Origin of the sequence: Anatilimnocola aggregata (assembly GCF_007747655.1) — a bacterium.
Taxonomy (GTDB): domain Bacteria; phylum Planctomycetota; class Planctomycetia; order Pirellulales; family Pirellulaceae; genus Anatilimnocola; species Anatilimnocola aggregata.
This window is the reverse complement of record NZ_CP036274.1, coordinates 5,338,048-5,355,438: the sequence shown is the minus strand read 5'-3', so window position 1 is coordinate 5,355,438 and position 17,391 is coordinate 5,338,048. Positions and strand designations below refer to the sequence as shown.

At 56.3% G+C, this 17,391-nt stretch carries 12 protein-coding genes; 3 read left to right on the top strand and 9 right to left on the bottom strand.

All coding sequences use genetic code 11. The features are described from left to right. Positions 1 to 65: 65 nt before the first annotated feature. Positions 66 to 2,129: an alkyl/aryl-sulfatase gene (locus tag ETAA8_RS20005; RefSeq protein WP_202921123.1), complete on the bottom strand. Its 2,064-nt coding sequence runs from the start codon at positions 2,127 to 2,129 to the stop codon at positions 66 to 68. Between the two features lie 426 nt (positions 2,130 to 2,555). Here ETAA8_RS20005 and ETAA8_RS20000 point away from each other — a divergent pair, with 426 nt between their 5' ends. After that, entirely contained in the window at positions 2,556 to 3,317 is a 762-nt protein-coding gene (locus tag ETAA8_RS20000; protein WP_202921122.1) for an SdiA-regulated domain-containing protein, read from the top strand. A gap of 745 nt (positions 3,318 to 4,062) precedes the next feature. Beyond that, positions 4,063 to 4,998, top strand: a complete 936-nt coding sequence (locus tag ETAA8_RS19995; protein ID WP_145092331.1) for a YihY/virulence factor BrkB family protein — start codon at positions 4,063 to 4,065, stop codon at positions 4,996 to 4,998. 169 nt (positions 4,999 to 5,167) lie between these two features. Here the strand turns inward: ETAA8_RS19995 and ETAA8_RS35655 are convergent, their stop codons facing one another. The 7 genes from ETAA8_RS35655 to istA all read right to left on the bottom strand — a co-directional run bounded on the left by ETAA8_RS35655 (position 5,168) and on the right by istA (position 12,002). Then, the gene (locus ETAA8_RS35655) at positions 5,168 to 5,737 is read right to left on the bottom strand and encodes a DUF1559 family PulG-like putative transporter (protein WP_202921121.1); all 570 of its coding nucleotides are present in this window, start codon (positions 5,735 to 5,737) and stop codon (positions 5,168 to 5,170) included. Continuing rightward, positions 5,706 to 6,143: a DUF1559 family PulG-like putative transporter gene (locus ETAA8_RS35650; RefSeq protein WP_202921120.1), complete on the bottom strand. Its 438-nt coding sequence runs from the start codon at positions 6,141 to 6,143 to the stop codon at positions 5,706 to 5,708. Before ETAA8_RS35650 ends, ETAA8_RS35655 begins: the two co-directional genes overlap by 32 nt. 311 nt (positions 6,144 to 6,454) lie before the next feature. Further along, entirely contained in the window at positions 6,455 to 6,853 is a 399-nt protein-coding gene (locus ETAA8_RS19980) for a hypothetical protein (RefSeq protein WP_145092325.1), read from the bottom strand. A gap of 294 nt (positions 6,854 to 7,147) precedes the next feature. Next, a complete protein-coding gene (locus ETAA8_RS34785) occupies positions 7,148 to 7,516 on the bottom strand; it encodes a hypothetical protein (protein ID WP_202921119.1) in 369 nt (122 codons plus the stop codon). 776 nt (positions 7,517 to 8,292) lie between these two features. Continuing rightward, a complete protein-coding gene (locus tag ETAA8_RS19970) occupies positions 8,293 to 9,510 on the bottom strand; it encodes a calcium-binding protein (protein ID WP_145092319.1) in 1,218 nt (405 codons plus the stop codon). Between the two features lie 159 nt (positions 9,511 to 9,669). Continuing rightward, complete coding sequence (gene istB, locus ETAA8_RS19965; protein ID WP_145086466.1) at positions 9,670 to 10,491, bottom strand: IS21-like element helper ATPase IstB; 822 nt, start codon at positions 10,489 to 10,491, stop codon at positions 9,670 to 9,672. Then, the gene (gene istA / locus ETAA8_RS19960) at positions 10,488 to 12,002 is read right to left on the bottom strand and encodes an IS21 family transposase (RefSeq protein WP_145086469.1); all 1,515 of its coding nucleotides are present in this window, start codon (positions 12,000 to 12,002) and stop codon (positions 10,488 to 10,490) included. The genes istB and istA overlap by 4 nt, the downstream gene beginning before the upstream one ends. Positions 12,003 to 12,027: 25 nt before the next feature. On the opposite strand from istA, the gene ETAA8_RS19955 reads away from it, so the two are divergent. Further along, on the top strand, positions 12,028 to 12,309 hold the full coding sequence (locus tag ETAA8_RS19955; protein ID WP_145092316.1) for a hypothetical protein: 282 nt from the start codon (positions 12,028 to 12,030) through the stop codon (positions 12,307 to 12,309). A gap of 1,241 nt (positions 12,310 to 13,550) precedes the next feature. Here the strand turns inward: ETAA8_RS19955 and ETAA8_RS19950 are convergent. Then, positions 13,551 to 17,324: a protein kinase domain-containing protein gene (locus ETAA8_RS19950; RefSeq protein ID WP_145092313.1), complete on the bottom strand. Its 3,774-nt coding sequence runs from the start codon at positions 17,322 to 17,324 to the stop codon at positions 13,551 to 13,553. Positions 17,325 to 17,391 lie beyond the last annotated feature (67 nt).

Below are 17,391 nucleotides of genomic sequence, written 5' to 3'. Positions count from 1 at the left end.
ATTCTGCAGTGATCCGGCTGCACCATGCAACTGTCGTTTACACAAACTGACCTTGTAGAAAAATGCTATTCCGCAATTGACTGGCGCGGAATGGCCTCGTAGGGATCGGCCCCTGTCCCGTCAGTCCCCCTTGCCTTCGTGCCGGGCATGATCTGGAAGCGCGGGTCGAATTCGATCATCGTCGAAGCGAGCTTTTTCAAGACGCCGACGTCACCCGTCACCTTCGCGGTCCCATCCGCAATCTGAGCTTCGAGGGTCTTGGCACCCATCATCGTCTGCTCTAAATCGACGCGATTGATGTTGACGGTTAGGTCAGGATTTTCGGCTTGAAAGCCTTGAATGTTCGTGAGCGTCGCATTTTCCATTTCGATTAGGAACTTCTCGCCGTTGTCGGGCGTGACTAGGTTGATCGTAAACCGCATGCCTTCTGCTTTGCGGCTGTCCATGCGAATGCCGAGGAAGTTGAGAAACAACTCCGTGGACATCGCGCGGATCACGTCGGGGCTGCTGGAATCGGCGGTTTTTCCCTGCGGGATTCCGGATCGGAGCTCATACGCCGCGGCAAGGTAACTGTTCCGCAAGCCGGGGTTTTCCTGCTGATAGCCAAGCTGCTCGAAAATGTCGGCCAGCAGATTCTTGGCGGGAGCGTTTGTCGGTTCGGCCTGTACTAGCTTGTTGACAATTTCCTGGGCGAGGAGGTACTTGCCTTCGTTGTGGAGTTCCTGCCCGCGAGCGAGGATTCTTTCGGAGCCACCCATCATTTCAACATAAAGAGGGGCGGAGTCGGCAGGCGACAACGGAACGAGGGTCGCCGGATTACAGTCCCAGAATCCGAGGAAGCGTTGGATAACACCGCGGCTGTTATGCTGGGCTGAGCCGTGATAACCGCGGCAGTACCACTTACTTTGCAAACCCTTCGGCAGCTCATACACGTTGTGAATCTCGTTGATGGTCACGCCTTGGTTAGCGAAGTGTAATACCTGGTTGTTCATGTGCGCGTAAAGGTCGCGCTGACCGCGTAGCACTTCCTGAATTCGCGCATTGCCCCACCGCGGCCAGTGGTGGGAGGCAAACATTACCTCTGCCTCCAGGCCGAAACGATGGAGCGCCTGAGCAATGTACTTCGACCAGTTCAAGGGGTTGCGCACCGGAGCGCCTCGCAGCGTGTAGATGTTGTGCAACGATGCGATGACGTTTTCAGCCATCCACAACGCTTTCATCTCGGGGATGTAGGTGTTCATTTCCGTCGGCGCTTCGGTGTTGGGCGTGTCTTGGAAAATCATCTTCACGCCATCAACCTCGATTTCCTCGATCTCCTTTTCGACCAGCCGGTTTGGCGCAATCAAACCCATGGCACCGGCCGACACTGCCTGACCGAGTCCCTGCCCCACGTAACCGTGTGGGCTGGCAGGTAGCAAGAGTCCATACTGGTAGAACAGCCGCCGGTTCATGGCATTGCCGGCATAGACGTTCTCGGCGATCGTGTGCTCCATGAAGTTGCGGGGGGCAATGACGGGAATCTTCCCGGATCGCACATCCGCTTCCTTAACGATGCCGCGCACGCCGCCCCAGTGGTCGGCATGCGAGTGGGAATAGATCACCGCAGAGACTGGTAGACCCTGGCCCACATGCTTCTGGAACAGTTCCCACGCCGCGCGAACCGGTTCCGCCGACACCAGGGGGTCAAATACGATCCAGCCAGTTTTGCCCCGGATAAAGGAAATGTCGGAGAGGTCGAATCCGCGGACTTGATAAATCCCAGGAATTACTTCGTAGAGCCCATAGTTGTTGTTCAATTGGGATTGGCGGAGCAGCGACGGATGAATGCTATCGAAGTCTGCCTGCTTGTCGAGGAACTGGAAGCGTTCCATGTCCCAGGCAACGTGACCCGCATCCGCCGTGATCTTTAGATCCTTCATCGGAGCGATGAGGCCCTTTTTCTGCTCCTCGAAATCCCGTTTGTCGGCAAACGGTAGCGTAGCCTTTGCTTCTTGAAGTACCGCCCGCGTGAATACCGAAGGCGCTTTGCCTTTGGGATGGAAATGCCCGGTCAACGGAGTGGAGTCTTGAGCACGTACCGGGCTCTGCTCAAGGACCATATGACCAGCTACTGCGAACGCTGCGCCCATAGATGGAAGGGCTTGCACAAATTGCCGTCTGGTTGTCATTATCTGGTCCTGGCTTGAGACATCGAGAGGGGTAGTACAATCGGCTGATGAAGGCACATCCTATGCCACCGTCAGCTCAATTGATGGGAGGCCTATGTGGACTCACTCCGGTACGAGTGAACGAGTGGCAGCAAACCAAATGAGCACATGCCGGTGAGCGACTACGCACACTTTGTGTGGTGGTGAGCGGCTCCCGCGCGCCGCCAGATCAATTGCGGGCAACTCTTCGCTCGCTCGTTTTGGCTGGTGCTACATCCTGTCCGAAATCTTGGCCCGAATAATCTGACTCACAGCCCGATCTGAAGCCCGAGCGGCGTTGCGATGAGCTCGGGGTCATTCTGGCCCTCGGCGTCCTGTTCTGCCAATGCATCGGCTACATTGCCAACAATGCTTCCCATCGACAGCTTGAAATTTCAGTTTGACGGCATGTTCGAGATTCCTGGCGTCCGCCGCGACGCTTCGGCGCTTGCCGTGCATGCTGATACCGGGCACCTGTGGACGATCACCGACGACAAAGTACGTCTGGTCGAGTTCACCAATCGCGGGGAATTCGTCAGGGAGGTGAAACTGAATGGTATCGACGATGCGGAGGGCTTGTCTTATGTCGACGGCAATCGATTCCTCATCGCAGAGGAAAAGCGAATGCGCATTACTCTGGTTAATGTGCCTCCGGATGTGACCAAGCTCAAAGTCGATGGGCCCAGCATCGACATCGAAGTGAAGTCGAAGAAGAACAAGGGGCTGGAGGGCGTAAGTTACGACCCGAAGACGGATACGCTATTCACGGTGCGCGAAGGCAAACCACCCACGGTATTCCGCGTTTACTCAATGCAAGACAGCGAACACCGTAGGACTGAGGAATGGTCAATTGACCTGGATGGATTTGACGACCTGTCCGATACCTTCTTCGATCCTGCCACTGGTTGGCTATGGCTACTCAGTCATGAATCGCAGATTGCCGCCGCGTTTGATCCGCAAGGTGCGCGTGTCACCGAGGTTATATTGAAGAAAGGGCACCACGGTCTGCTCGAAGATGTCGAACAAGCGGAGGGCATTGCTCGCGACAAGCAAGGCATGCTGTACATCTGCTCGGAGCCGAACCACATCTATCGGTTTCGCCCGAGCTGCCAACGGAGATCACTCGTTTGATGTCGAGTTGGTCGCTGAGAGAGCCTGAACCGGTTGGCGGACGCCGGTAAGCAGCTGGCAATTGTGCCAAGGAAGGAACGAAGCTAGTGGGTTGACCTAACCCGGGCCTACGAAGCACTGAGCATTTTTTCAAGAGCCGCGAGCTCCACTGATTTACCCAACTGAGCAATTCGTTTGCATTCTTTTCACAGCTCAGGGAAGCTGAACCCTCAACCTATTCGCTGCGGGCTCATCCTTCGTGTCACTCGCTCCGGATTCCTTGTGAAGCAGAGACTCTATGAGCGCGGTCTGGAAATCGACTTGCAGTTGTTGCGGTGAGCGACATACGTTTCATTTTCGAGATGCCGATGTCCTGCCCAGAGACCAGGCCTACGAGTTCGTCTGTCCGACAACTACCGAGCTGACCCTGTACGCTGACGACGATTGTGAATGGCCCCACGTGAATGCTGCGCGACCTGAGGACGCCGTGGACGTGAGGTTTCGCGGCTCAAGCTAGCATTAAACCAGCGCGCTGCCGTGAATGTGTGGCTTGATGATTGCCGCCACTTTCCAATCCGCGGCGACTTGTTCGAGCTGGGCTATCCGATGTTCAACTGTCGCTATGGTAGTCAATTTTGCGGCCAATTCCTGCGTCTGGACTGCGGTAAGCGTCGGCTCGAATTTTACGTCGATGGTTCCGTTGCTACAAATCAGGCTTAGTGGGGTTGTTTCCATTTCTTCAGTCTAGCAAGGCCGTAGCGAATCGATGAAGCACATCGTGGTGATGGGATTATTACTTCGGGAGGCTGCTCGCGGCTGGATCGAGCATCGGGCTCAAAGGCTGGGGGCCTCATTGGCGTTCTACACGACACTCGCGCTCGCGCCGCTGTCGATGATCACCATCGCGGTGGCTGGCTATTTCTATGGTGAAGAGGCCGCCCGCGGTGGAATCGTGGCCCAGATTGAACATCTCGTCGGAAAGGATGGTGCGGTCGCGATCGAGGCAATGATCCAGAAAGCTAGCGAACCCCAGCAAAGCCGCTTTGCCACCGTGATCAGTATTGTCCTACTGTTGTTCGGCGCCACAGGTGTCTTTGCTGAACTCAAAGATTCGCTGGACACCATTTGGGAAGTGAAGCGCAAGCCAGGTCTAGGGATCTGGCTAATCGTGAAGACCCAGTTGTTGGCATTTGCGGTCGTCGTGGGGACAGGCTTCCTGCTGCTGGTGTCACTATTACTGACGGCCATGTTGACGGCCTTCGCACACTGGGTTGCCCAGTGGCTCCCTGTGCCCGTCTGGACGGCTTATTTCTTGGACCTGCTGGTATCGTTCCTGGTTATCACGTTCCTGTTCGCGTTAATCTTCAAGCTGCTACCCGACGTGACCGTGAGTTGGAAGGACGTGTGGATCGGAGCCGTCTTCACCGCAGTCTTGTTCATGATCGGCAAGTTTCTGATTGGTTTATACATCGGGAGTGCGAGCGTTGGGTCGGTCTACGGTGCGGCGGGTTCGCTGGTAGTAGTGCTTGTTTGGACCTATTACTCTTCGCAAATCCTCTTCTTCGGTGCTGAACTGATCCGGGCCTATGCCAAATATTTCGATCCGGCCCCAATCGTTCCTACGGAACTAGCCGAGCCGATGCTGCCGGTCGAACTTGCCAAGCAAGGAATGACTGCCGGGGACTACGATCACCCGAAGTAGAATCGGACCCTGGAATTTAGTGGCGCGGAGACTAATAGCCGATCTCTCGGGGCACCACGTTGCCCGATTGCTTCTTCGCGTAAGTAAATCAGATCCGCCGTCGCTACCACATAACTATCGTTGCCATTTTCTAAACTGCGACCGGTCCGACCAAAGATGGAGCGGACCACTAGTAGTTGCCAATTGTTTCCCCGCCATCTGGTGAGGACAGCGCGGTCCAAGTGCTCAAATTGATCACTTCACTTACGAACCGCACGCTGCAGTCGGCCAGCAAAATGTTCACGCCGCCAGAATGACTGCTACGGGCCGTTCGCAGATCTCGAATCGAGTTGTATGCCGCGTATGCGCCGATGCACGGTGCTTGGGCCGTAGTCTGACACCAAGCGGTGCGGATTTCGTCGGGTACGAGACTGTTGGGCGTGCGATTATGGTGAAAGAGCGGCCCCTCGGGATAGTGCATGATGCCGCGACCATCGAGCGGATTCTTCGGACAGCGGATCTCAGAGATCATGACGGTGTGAGTCGTACCATCCGTCAACTGCTTCAAGCCCAACCAACTGTTGATAAAGAAGACGCCTCCGGGGCGGTCCATCATCGGCGGCGTTGTATGCCCTGGCCCCAGTCGATACTCAATCGCGGGACCAATCCCGTTATTGGCGACATAGTTCCCCCGCCCGAACACAGACGGAGGGTACGTTGTGTTTGGCTCAGGCCGCGTGTCGGAGGGGCAGAGGAACAAGGGAACTTTTAGCGGAGTGATTTTTCAGCCCTCCGCTACTGTAGAAATTCGCGTTGAGTTGACTCCAGTTGATGAGGGCGTCGAGATTAGTCTGCTCCATGTAAGGAAACAGATACGCCACCCAAGTCGCTTCACTCGGCCCCAGCGGCTTTCCAATGTCGGTCCCCGTTCCTCCGCCTCCCGTCGTACCTGGAGGCAACACTTGCTTCGCGTCGTGGTGCATGTGAAGCGACAGGCCAATCTGCTTCATATTATTCGTGCAAGACATCCGCCGTGCGGACTCGCGAGCGGCCTGTACAGCTGGCAGCAAGAGCGCGATCAAGACGCCGATAATCGCGATCACAACCAGCAATTCAACCAAGGTGAAGCCGGGCAACTTTCGCGAAGCAAAAATGGTTGATTCCATGCCGGTGACCTCCAAGGAGAATTGGAGACTTATGCGCTATCATCGCAAGCCTGAGCAGGTTTCAAGGCCGCTTCCGGCATGCCGCTCTGGACGTCCGCAGTATGCCGGGCGACCGCGCAAAAGACAACTCAAATTGTGGTCGCGATTTTGGCGAGCGGCGATTAAACCTTTAGCACGGAATCGCGCACGCCATCTTGTCGCGTTGCTTGTCACCCCCGGACAGCCACTCGCCGATTTGCTGCGGAGTCGGGAGCGAAAGTTTCCTTTTGCCGTACGAGATTAATCAGAAGCGGCGGCACCGAAGTTAGTGCTTATTTTGCCTCGGTTCGCTTCACCCGCAGCACCTTGCTGTCGCAGGAGACGATCTCCAACGTGAACGGCATGCGGTTGGGGTCTTTCGGGAAGGTCACTGCGATCTTTCCCTCTCCCGCCGACTCCCATTTGCCGGGCACCGTCTCGTTGCCATCGGCCGGAGCTATCGGATGATCGATGAACTCGCCGCCCTTCTCGATCTCGAAGCCGGCTCTGCCACGTGACGGCGGGAACTTGAAGCCCTTCGGACGATACGCTTGTATTGCACCTTCGTCCTCCTCTCTCGAATTAATCCAAGAGTTGAAGACCTCCAGTGGTAACTTGCCTTTCTCTTCCTCGGCCGCGAGTAAGGCCAGACCACTCGCTGCTAGAAAGACCGCCAAGAACGCATTTCTCATCTTCGTAACTCCTTCTGTTATGGGCTGCCGCTCGATGTGCGTCGCGGCACTGCAGCCAAATAACTCCGTTCATCGTACGCGGACGCGTCCCTATGTACTGCCAAACTTCAGACGATTTGGGTTGCCCGAAGTTCCGATCAATTTGTTTTCACAGCGAAACATGGGCGTTTTTGCCCGTTTGCCAGCATTTCACAGAAGCTTCCGTTTTGCCCTGAAACATTTCACGCCATCTCACGCTCACAGCCTTAGACAAGTTCAGCTACCTCAGCGATTTAGTTCAGGTAGCCCTAGTCTTCACCATCTTGCCTTGGAGTCTGTGCCATGAATCGTGTTGTCGTTACTTTGGTTGCGGGTGCTTTCCTTTCGCTGACCAGCCTGTTTGCGTCGTCCGCTCTCGCCGGCAACGGTGGTGGCAATGGTGGCAGCAAACACGGCGGGGGCCATCAAAACCACGGGCATCAGAACCACGGGCACAGCAACCACGGGCACCACAACCACGGGCACCACAACCACGGGCATCAGAACCACGGGCATCAGAACCACGGGCATCAGAACCACGGGCACAGCAACCACGGACACCACAACCACGGGCACCAAAACGGCGGCAGCAATTTCAACCACAACTTCAACAACAATCACCACCACAATGGCTTTCAGTTCCAAAGCAAGAATTTTGGCTTCAAGTTCGGCGGATAGGCCATCAAGATCGGTCGCTTAGAGTTGGCAGCAACGCAGTGACGACGAGCTCCACACAGGATGCTTACTCGTCAGGGCGAGAGCGACGGTCTTGGATGCCTTCTCGTGCGGTTCTGGTCCAATCGGTGGGGAGTCGGAGAAGTGGGGACCCGGCAAGTTGTGGCGTTTGCTGTTCGCTTACGATCCGTCGTTCTTCAGACGTAAGCTTCGTCGTACTAACCCTTGCAGATTCCGATTGTGTTGCCATGTATTCAAATCCATTTTGCGGCGGGGTGGATCATCCACGTCCACTTATGCAGGTTCTGTGGTTCTCTTGTCAGTGGTAACAGCATATCCGCTACCCACCCCTTGCCGCACCCATCAAGCACAACGCGGTCGCACCCGGGTCGTCGTCCAGAACCCCCGGCGTGTCAGAGAGAGAGAGAGAGAGGGCGACTCACTTGTCAGCGCAAATGAGGGGATAAGCATTGATATGTCTCCTACGAGTTCGTGTACAACGTGTTGAAGAACAGAAACGTTTTGTCGCACAAATATTCCGCACATTGGGTGTGAGCGGGCAGGACATCGGGAACCTCGCGGCTCTCGACGCCCTGCGCCGCAGCTACCTCCACATTCCGCGAGCACTCACGTAGTGGCCGGAGGTCTGCCTCAGCTACACCGAAAACAGATACGGACAAGTCATTCCAATGATTTCGTCCGCCCCAGTTCGAGCTGCGCGACTTCGCCCGGGTGCTTTACGGAACTTAGGCGCGATTCCGGCGGTAGACGACTCCCGTTGTTGACCTCAAGACGCCGAAGTCGTCCTTGCCGTCTCCATTCCAGTCGCCGATTAAGGGGTTGTCTCCGACCAGGCCAAAGGAATAGCCCAGTTCATCTTGAGATTGGCCGGTCCACCCACGTGCCCCCACATCAAAGAAGAATGTGGTGTAGCCACTCGCGTTGTTTCGGAATACGCCAAAGTCATCTTTGCCATCACCGTTCCAATCGCCGACGAGTGGAGTATCCCCGGCCAGACCGAACTGATAGCCCAATTCGCCGGCAGTCTGCCCAGAATATCCGCGAGCGCCTTCATCCAGAAAGTACCGACCACTGGCGGTGCGGAAGATGCCGAAATCATCGGTCCCATTGCCATCCCAATCACCAATGATCGGCTGGTCGCCTGCTAATCCGAATTGGTATCCAATCTCTCCTGGGTACATCCCCGTGTAGCCCCGCGGCCCCTCGTCCAGGAAATAACGTGGGCCGCCGGGTGCATTGGCCCGATAGACCCCAACATCGTCTCTCCGATCGCCGTTCCAGTCACCAATCAGCGGAAGGTCTCCGGGCAAGCCAAACGAATAGGCCGATTCACCACTCGAACCAGGCACGCCTTCGTCCAGGATGTATGTGTTCTGTTGCGTAGGGGTGGCAGCTTGTTGGTAGACCCCGATGTCGTCCTTGCCGTCTCCGTTCCAGTCTCCGACCAGCGGTTTGGCGCCCGCCTGACCGAACTGGAAGAATGGACGTACCGGATCAAAGAGTAGGAAAATCCCATGGCTTGCGATATGACTGGCCGGTTCGTCACGGCCGTCGCCATTCCAGTCACCAAGTATGGGTGATGTAAGACAAGCGGCGCGAACGACTAAGTTAGTGCCGTTGCCTCCCCGTAGATCGTCGGCAGAGTCGCCACCGCCGAACAAAATATCGTTTCCATTCTCGCCGATTAGAAAATCGTTTCCGGCGTCTCCGCAAATAAAGTCATTTCCTTCGCCACCGTAAACCGTATCTCGCCCGCTACCCGCCAGAATAATGTCAGCTCCGTCGAAACCATCGAGTACGTCGTTCCCCGCGCCGCCTCGAATGACGTCGTTGAGCAGGCCGCCGTACAGCCTGTCATTACCATCGCCACCATCGACTTCCATCGGAATCGCCGGGCGAGTTGTGTTGACACTGTTCGAAGCGGTGAAAGTGTCGTTTCCCACTCCGCCTGTAAACGACGGTCGAATAGTGCAGCGCGCGGCGGTTGAAAAGTGTGGCGCTGAGGTGGGGAAGGGTCTCAGTCTAAATCAGGGTGTTGGGGCATTCCAGTAAGAATCCTTCCTCCTCCGGAGGAGGAAGGATTGCGACGGTTGTAACGACGGCTAGGATTCTGCCGTTTCATCGGCGGGTGACAAGGATGAGGTCGCCGGTTTCGGGCGCGATCCTTTGCGGCGGCGCCGCGCGTCTTGCAAGCGATAACTTTCGCCGGTCGATTCGAGGATGTGGCAGCGGTGTGTCAGCCGATCGAGCACGGCGCCGGTCAGGCGCTCGCTGCCCAGGACTTCGGTCCATTGCTCGAACGGCAGATTGGTGGTCACGATCAACGATTGGCGTTCGTAAGCGCTACTGATGACCTCGAAGAGCAACTCCGCGCCCAGCTTACTGGCGGGGACGTAACCCAGCTCATCGAGGATCAGCAGATCGAACTTGGCTAGTGACGACTTCATCCGCAGCAGCGTCCGTTCTTCTCGGGCTTCCATAAGTTGCGTGATCAGTTCCGTCACGCGGCAGAAGCGGACCCGTTTGCCCCGCTGACAGGCGGCAATGCCAAGCGCGATGGCCAGGTGCGTCTTCCCCGTGCCCGGATGCCCGAGAAAGATCACCGACTCGCGGCGTTCCACGAACTCGCACCGCAGTAGTTCTGCCACCAGCACGCGATTGAGCGAGGGCTGGGCGGCGAAGTCGAAATCACCAGGCGATTTCAGGTTGGGAAAGCGCGCTGACTTGAGCCGCCGCTCGCTGGCACGCTTCTCACGGTTGAGTAACTCCAGCTCACACAGTTGCAGCAGAAAGCCCAGATGATCGACGTTCTCCGTCGCACACCGCTGGGCCGTTTTCTCGCAGCCCTCCAGGAACGACGGCAACCGTAGGGCCTTCAAGTGATGCTTGAGCAGCACCGTGCTTTTGGTTTCGAGAGATTTCATAACACACCTCCCGTCGTCAGCGCGCAGGTCAGTTCACGGTAAGACAGGAGATTGGGAGGAGGGATCGAGTGCGACTGCAGATGCGGATGATTGTCCAGCCGAAACCACCGCGTCGGCTCTTCCAGTCCCTGCTGCACGAGCAGCCGAATCGCATCGACGGCCAGAACGTCGATCTCCAGTGCCCGCTCAATCGCCGCAGTTAATGCAGCCAGCGAGATAGTCTCCAGCAGCCGCAAGGTTTTGATGAACTCCCGGCGGCCGTGTGCGCCGCCATCTGCTTCCAGACGCCGCCGGAGGAGATCGAAACAGTCCGGCAAGCCCCAGTTTTCCAGGGGTTTCGCGAAGTCCAAGCCCCCTGGCTTCCGCTCCAAGAGTGCCAGGTAATGCAGCGGGTTGTAATGGACCTGCTCCTTCGACCAGTCGCGTGGATGCTGGGCAACCAACTTGTCGTTAACGACCAGCCGAACTTCCTCCAGGCCGCCAATTGCGGTCACTTTCTGATGAGCATACTGCGTCGGCACCGAGTAATCGTTGCCGTCGAAGCGAACCAAGGAAAGAGAGTTGGCCTGGGCCGGTTCGACTCGCCGCGCTTCAAAGCCCGACTTCGGCAGCGGCAACAACGCAGCCTGCTCCTCTGCCAACAACGTGGCTTTGTTCGCCGGTTGTCCGCGTAACTGGCGTTCCAGATCTTCACAGCACTGCCGCTCGAGTTCGGCATTCAGCACTTCCAGGCTGCCGGTCCGTGGTACCGGCACCAGGAAGTTCCGCCGCGCGAAACCGATGAGGTTCTCCGTATGCCCCTTCTCCATCGGCCGTCGCACCAGGCAGAAGTGATGCTCAAACAGATAATGACTCTGCAGCCGTAGGAACTCACGCGTCGGCGTGTCACCCCGTTTCCCCACGAACCGGGCCACAGCAATCCGGCTGTTGTCGTAGCTGATCCGGCGGGGCACGCCGCCGAAGAACTCAAAGGCCCGCTGATGGCCCGCTTGAAACGTCTCGGTGCATTCGCGAGGAAAGACCTGCACGAAGAACGCGTCGCTGTACGGCAACGACATGACGCAGTACGCGACTTTCGTCGGCATGCCTTGCAGCACCACCTCCGCTTCGCCGAAGTCGAACTGGGCTTCGCCCGGTTGATGCGACAAGGGTAAGAACACCTCCGCCGTGGTCGTTCGCCACTCCCGCACGACCTCGCCGACCACCGTGATCCCGCCGGTGTAGCCATGCTCGGCACGCAGGCGGTCGAAGATCCGTTTAGTGGTGTGGCGCTGCTTGCGGGGCGCCGTTTTGTCCTGCTCCAGGATCTCGTGGATGATCGGCAGGAACGGATCGAGTTTGGGCCGCTCCCGGGGCAGACGTTGTCGATAACCGGGCGGCTCAGGGTGCTGCAGGATCTTTTCGAGGGTCTGCCAGTGAAGGGAAAATTCCCTGCAAACCGCTCGTTTGGATTTCTTCTCGGTCAGGACAAGACGACGGATTTCGGTCCAGTTATGCATATCTCGCAGCATGGGCTACGCTCGCGGATCGTAAGGCTTGAGACGCTGGGAAGCCTCAAATCTGCCTTACGGATTCTCACGAGCAGGGCTAGCGCTGCACTTTTCGACCGACCATCGGCTCCGCCGCGCGCTGCACTATTCGACCGTCGTTTACAAGAGAGATTTCGACCTGCCCGAGAATTGGCAGGACGCCGTTTATTCGTGGCTCTCTAACAATCGCCCCAACTCACTTGAGAACACGGATGATCAAGGCGGTTGGCCCGATGAAGACGACCTGACGGCGGCATTCGAGGCGCTTGGATACAAGCGGGTTGAGTGAGTCGGATGCCGGAGCGGGTTGGTTGACCGGGCCAACCCGCTCGGCACTGTGGACAAGCTTCGGTAGTGGCAGCAGCCGGATGAGCGGATAGGCCCAAGTGAGCGTATCAGCCCGAGTGAGCGAAGCGAACGACGGGCGTCCCAGAAGCGTGGCCTACGACTTGGGGACAACCGAATGCGAACCGACTGCTAGATTCCCAGCCTGTGGCCTGGGCTAAAGTGACCACAACGGATGAATCGAGAGGCGACGGTGCAAGACGCTACTACGACGGGTGTCAAAAAACTGAGAGCGGCTGGTGAGTTCGCTCTTGCTTCTCAACTACCGTTTCATTTTTCGACCCCCGTTAAATAATCCCGTTTTCCCAATAGCTCAAAAGTGACCGGGGACTCCTGGGTAGCCGCTATCGGTCGCTTTCGCTTTCATCCGACGGGCGTCTTCAAAACGTGGGATTCAGTGACCTTGAATACTGAAAGGAGATGAGCCAGCGCAACCTGAATGTTGGCGCATGTCTCGCTGCTAGCAACGGGTGTTGTGATTCGCATGACCATGCTATAGATGGACAACGTGGATGATCCACGCCGCCACAAAAGGAGTTGAACACATGGCCACACAATCGGAAAATGAAACGGCCTCTTGGACGAACCTCACGTCCGAAGTACCAGGGATCGGATGCGAGCAGCAAATGACAGAACTTGCCGAGTCGCCCATTCTCCAAGTTCCCAATGATTGGACTAGCACTGCACGGGAGGGTATTCAGGACCGCCGCTCTCGCCCTGACGAGTAAGCAGCCCCGAATTTGTTCGGCCTGCTTCAACTGCTGATCAACAGTTAGATTCTGCACCGACGACGGGCGTCAAAAATCTGAGGCAAGCTCTCCCGACGATCTAACAGCGGACGAACTCCGAACGATCACTCGCTGGGTGAATGAAACCGGAGTTTTGAATTCGGTTAAATAATCCCGAATTCCCAAATGGGTAAAAGCGACCTGGGACTCCCAGCTACCCACTTTCGGTCGCATTCGCTTTCGTCCCGACGGGCGTCTCCAAATCGTTGGTTTCAACGATCTACCCCGCATCCGAGAACTCGTATGTTCGACCTTGGGCAAACTCTTGCAACGCCCGGCGCTCTTGCAGCATTGGAACAAGCCGGCCAAGCACGTTCTCGATTGTGTGTTTCGTGAATTCTTGCGTTGCGAATGAAGGACTGTACTCCTCGTGAATCAACAACCAGACTTTCAAAAGTTACTTCTTGCCGGAAGCGGCGGGCTGAGGCTTCGTCGCTTTCGCCGGATCGTCCCATTCGATCTTGCAATTCGGCAGCTTCGATTGAAGGGATGCAACATTTGCGGCACCGACCTTGGTTACACGGATTCTCAGACTTTCGAGATTCATACAGCGGTCTAGTGGCGAAACATTTGTGACCGGGGTTGCGCTGCAATCCAACGATTTCAATGGCATACCTTGCAGCGGCGACAAATCGCTCACGTCCGTACCGGCGCAGTTAAGAACGGTTAGCGGCATTTCTTTGAGTGGACCCAAATCACTCACGCTCATTTGCTTGCAGCCCAAATACGTCAACGGCATTCCTGCCAAGGGCCGCAAATCACGAATCAGATTATTGCCGCACTCCAGGCTCTCAAGCGACATGCCTGACAGTGCGCTGAGATCAGAGAGTTTGCCTTGCCCCTTCGCACCACCGCCGCAGGACAAAACTTTCAATCGTGGCAAAGCTCGAACCGGCGAGATGTCCGTCACAGTATTGGTGCTGAATACTAATTCAGTAACGACGCCATCAATGATCTTGGCGGGAGTGCCGCCAAAACCGGGGTTCAACTCGACCAACTTCTTCGATACCTCCTTAACCTGCTCCTCGGCGGGCATCGACTGAACTTCCTTCATCCACGCTTGGAACTCAGGAGAGTTGAAATCCGTGATCGGCTTGGCGGGAGCGGGGACGGTGGGCTGCGGCGTGACGCTCGCCGTTGTTGATGGGGCGGTGAGTTCACGGACGATGCGGAAGCCTAGATGAACGTGACGGTTCGACGGCGGGAGGCCGTAACGGCATGTTGAGCGACATTCCGAGGCGTTACTTACGTAGCTACCCGTACGAAGAACACGACGGTTGCCGGTGGAAGGGCCGCTAGGGTCGCTAGATGTGGATGCGGCGTACCACTTCGGGTCATAGAAATCTCCGCACCATTCCTGCAAATTCCCATGCATGTCGAACAGGCTGAACGGATTCGGAAGCGTCGTCTTCGCCGGATGCGATGTTTTGCCGCCTGTGTTCTGGTTGTACCAACCGTACTTCACCAATTCGGCATAGTTGTCGCCAAATGAGTACTGCGTCGATGTCCCTGCCCGGCAGGCGTATTCCCATTCCGGTTCAGTTGGCAATCGGTAGGTAGACTGCTCTTTATCTGAGAGCCACTTGCAGTAGGCCACCGCATCGTTCCAGGTGATGAAGCCCGCTGGGGAATCTTCCGCCACGGAGTAGGGAGGATTCATATAGGTTTTTGGTTCGGCTGCTTTTTCCGCTTCGGTTTGGTAGCCTGTTGCACTGAACTTCTTGAACTCACCTACCGTGACTTCGCTTGTACCTATACAGAACGGCTGAGGGATGAGTATTCTACGCTGCGGTCGCTCATTTGAGATTTGATCCTTCCCACTCTGATTGATTCTCAGTTCCTCGGCCACCCTCAACGCCGCCTCGACCTGCTCATCCGTACTGCCCATCATGAACTCGCCGGGCGGGATGAGGATCATTTTCATGCCAACGCTGTTGGTCGTCTCGACTTCGCTGCCGAGATGTTTGGCCCAGGCTTGTTGATGCTGTTTGGCTTGAGCGGCGTCGAAGGGGGCTTTGGCGAGGGGTGGAGTGGGGCCGAGAGGAGTAGTGGGTGTGGGCGTCGTCGCCTTGGTTGGAACAGGCCAATTATTGATTCTGCAATTCGGAAGGGCCTTTAACAGGGCGGCGACGTTCGCTGGAGGAATGCTTTTGGGATAACCATCTACGAATTGGAGAGATTTGCATTCCTCAAGGGGCGATAGGTCAAATACGACGTGACTTAGATTGATAGAATGCAAAGGCATTCCTTTGAGCGGCGACAGATCGGAAACCAGCGTTCCTTGAAGATCAATCGTTTGAAGCGGCATTCCCCTTAATGGAGACAGGTCGGTAAATGAGTTATATCGGAGTTTCAGGCTCGTCAAACTCATCCCTTGCAAGGGTGAAAGATCAGATGTTTTGCTTTCTGGTTTCAGGCCACCGTAACTTGTTAAAACCTTCAATCGGGGTAATGCACGTATTGGCATAAGATCGGCCACGCCATCTACTCTAAGGACCGTTACTTCATTACCTTCGACTGTATGTTCCTCCTTGCCGTCATAGGTAGGATTCAATTCCTGCAACTTCTTCACGACAGCCTTCACTTGCTCCTCGGCAGGCATGGCGGCAACGGTCTTCATCCATGCTTGAAAGGCCGGGGTGTTCCAGGGCTGGTTTGGCTGAATGGCAATCTCATCAATCTTCACCGGCACCAACTTCGCCGTGATCGCCTTTTTCCCACCGGACTCCATCTCGAACTCTTGTCCGAAGACCACGAACCCATCTTTCTCCACACGCAGCCGATGCTTACCGGGATCGACGCTGATTGCCAATTTGCCAACGCCGCCTTTTTGGCTGACCTCGATCTTGCCAGCGGCATCTAACACCTGCACCATCGCATCAGGTTGATCGACTTCTACGATGAGCGTGCCGTCTTTCGTCTGGAGTGAGACGACGATCCCCGCCAGGATCAGCACGCCGAGGATCGCTGCACCGACGAGTACTTTGATGATCTTCTTCGGCGGTGACTGGTCCTTGCTCGTTTTGGCGGCAGCAACGTTCTTCGTAGCGTTTGTCTTGTTCGTCGTCAGCGCAGGCATACCCTTGAAAAACGTCAATGCACTGTTCTCAATGCTGGTGCTGACTGACTGCTGGGTGCCAAGCGATACCTGCGAGCCGCCGATGCAACGCTCCAGGTCAGCGATTACTTCACCCATCGACTGGTAACGATCTTCGATCTTTTTGGCGACCATCTTGTTGAAGACGGCTTGCAGTTGTTCGGACACGTCGGCCTTGATCGCCCGAAGATCAGGGATTGGTTTATTGTGGTGAGCGACTAGCTTCGCCGCCACGGTTTCTCCGTCATATGTCGCCTTACCGGCGATGAGGAAGTAGAGCGAACAACCCAGGCTGTAAATGTCGGCACGAGCATCAGCGTGTTTCGTACTCAGTCCTTGTTCGGGAGCCATGTAATCCACGGTTCCCATAATGGCCCCGGTGCCGGTCAATTCGGCTTGGGTAGCGGCGTTGCCGTCGCTCTCGATGCGGGCTAGCCCCATATCGAGAATCTTCACCACTCCTTTTTTGTCCAAGAGCAAGTTGGCGGGCTTGATGTCTCGGTGGATGACGCCTTCGGAGTGAGCGAATTCCAAACCACGGGCGGCTTGAAGGATGTAGTTGACGGCTTTTGCAACAGGCAACGGCCCATTTTTCTTGATCAGGGCCGAGAGGTCTTGGCCTTCAACGCATTCCATTACCAGGAAATGGACGCCATTTGCTTGGTCGGCGTCGTACGCTGTAACGATGTTTGTGTGATTCAGCTTCGCTGCCGCCACGACTTCACGTTGGAAGCGAGCCGCTGCCGCTGCATCTTTGAGCAGTGCGGCAGGAAGCATTTTTATGGCGACCACCCGCTGCATCCTACGATGCAGTGCCTTGAACACCTGCCCCATGCCGCCAGCGCCAATGCGATCCAAAATCGTGTAGCCGCCGAGGATCAAAGCCTTGGCTTTGCCTGCGGCAACCTGCGTCGCCTGGAACTTGGTCAGGTGCTTTTCTTTGACCAACTCCGCAACGAGTTCTTCAACGCTCGTGGGATGAGCCTTCGGCGGGACGAAGTTTTCTAACTTCCCCGGAGCGACGATGCCGGAGTCGCCAAGCTGCTTGACGATGTTTTCGAGCGAAACGGCCATAGTCGGCCAGTATAGCTACCCGCTCGTAATGGTGGAATCTGCTTTGCGAAAAGCAATCAGCGAAGCT

What these genes read in the sequence shown, in the direction of transcription:
- ETAA8_RS19950 (WP_145092313.1), bottom strand. Translation starts at nt 17,324, where the DNA reads ATGGCCGTTTCGCTCGAAAACATCGTCAAGCAGCTTGGCGACTCCGGC.
- istB (WP_145086466.1), bottom strand. Translation starts at nt 10,491, where the DNA reads ATGAAATCTCTCGAAACCAAAAGCACGGTGCTGCTCAAGCATCACTTG.
- istA (WP_145086469.1), bottom strand. Translation starts at nt 12,002, where the DNA reads ATGCTGCGAGATATGCATAACTGGACCGAAATCCGTCGTCTTGTCCTG.
- ETAA8_RS19995 (WP_145092331.1), top strand. Translation starts at nt 4,063, where the DNA reads ATGAAGCACATCGTGGTGATGGGATTATTACTTCGGGAGGCTGCTCGC.
- ETAA8_RS20005 (WP_202921123.1), bottom strand. Translation starts at nt 2,129, where the DNA reads ATGGGCGCAGCGTTCGCAGTAGCTGGTCATATGGTCCTTGAGCAGAGC.
- ETAA8_RS20000 (WP_202921122.1), top strand. Translation starts at nt 2,556, where the DNA reads ATGCTTCCCATCGACAGCTTGAAATTTCAGTTTGACGGCATGTTCGAG.
- ETAA8_RS19980 (WP_145092325.1), bottom strand. Translation starts at nt 6,853, where the DNA reads ATGAGAAATGCGTTCTTGGCGGTCTTTCTAGCAGCGAGTGGTCTGGCC.
- ETAA8_RS35650 (WP_202921120.1), bottom strand. Translation starts at nt 6,143, where the DNA reads ATGGAATCAACCATTTTTGCTTCGCGAAAGTTGCCCGGCTTCACCTTG.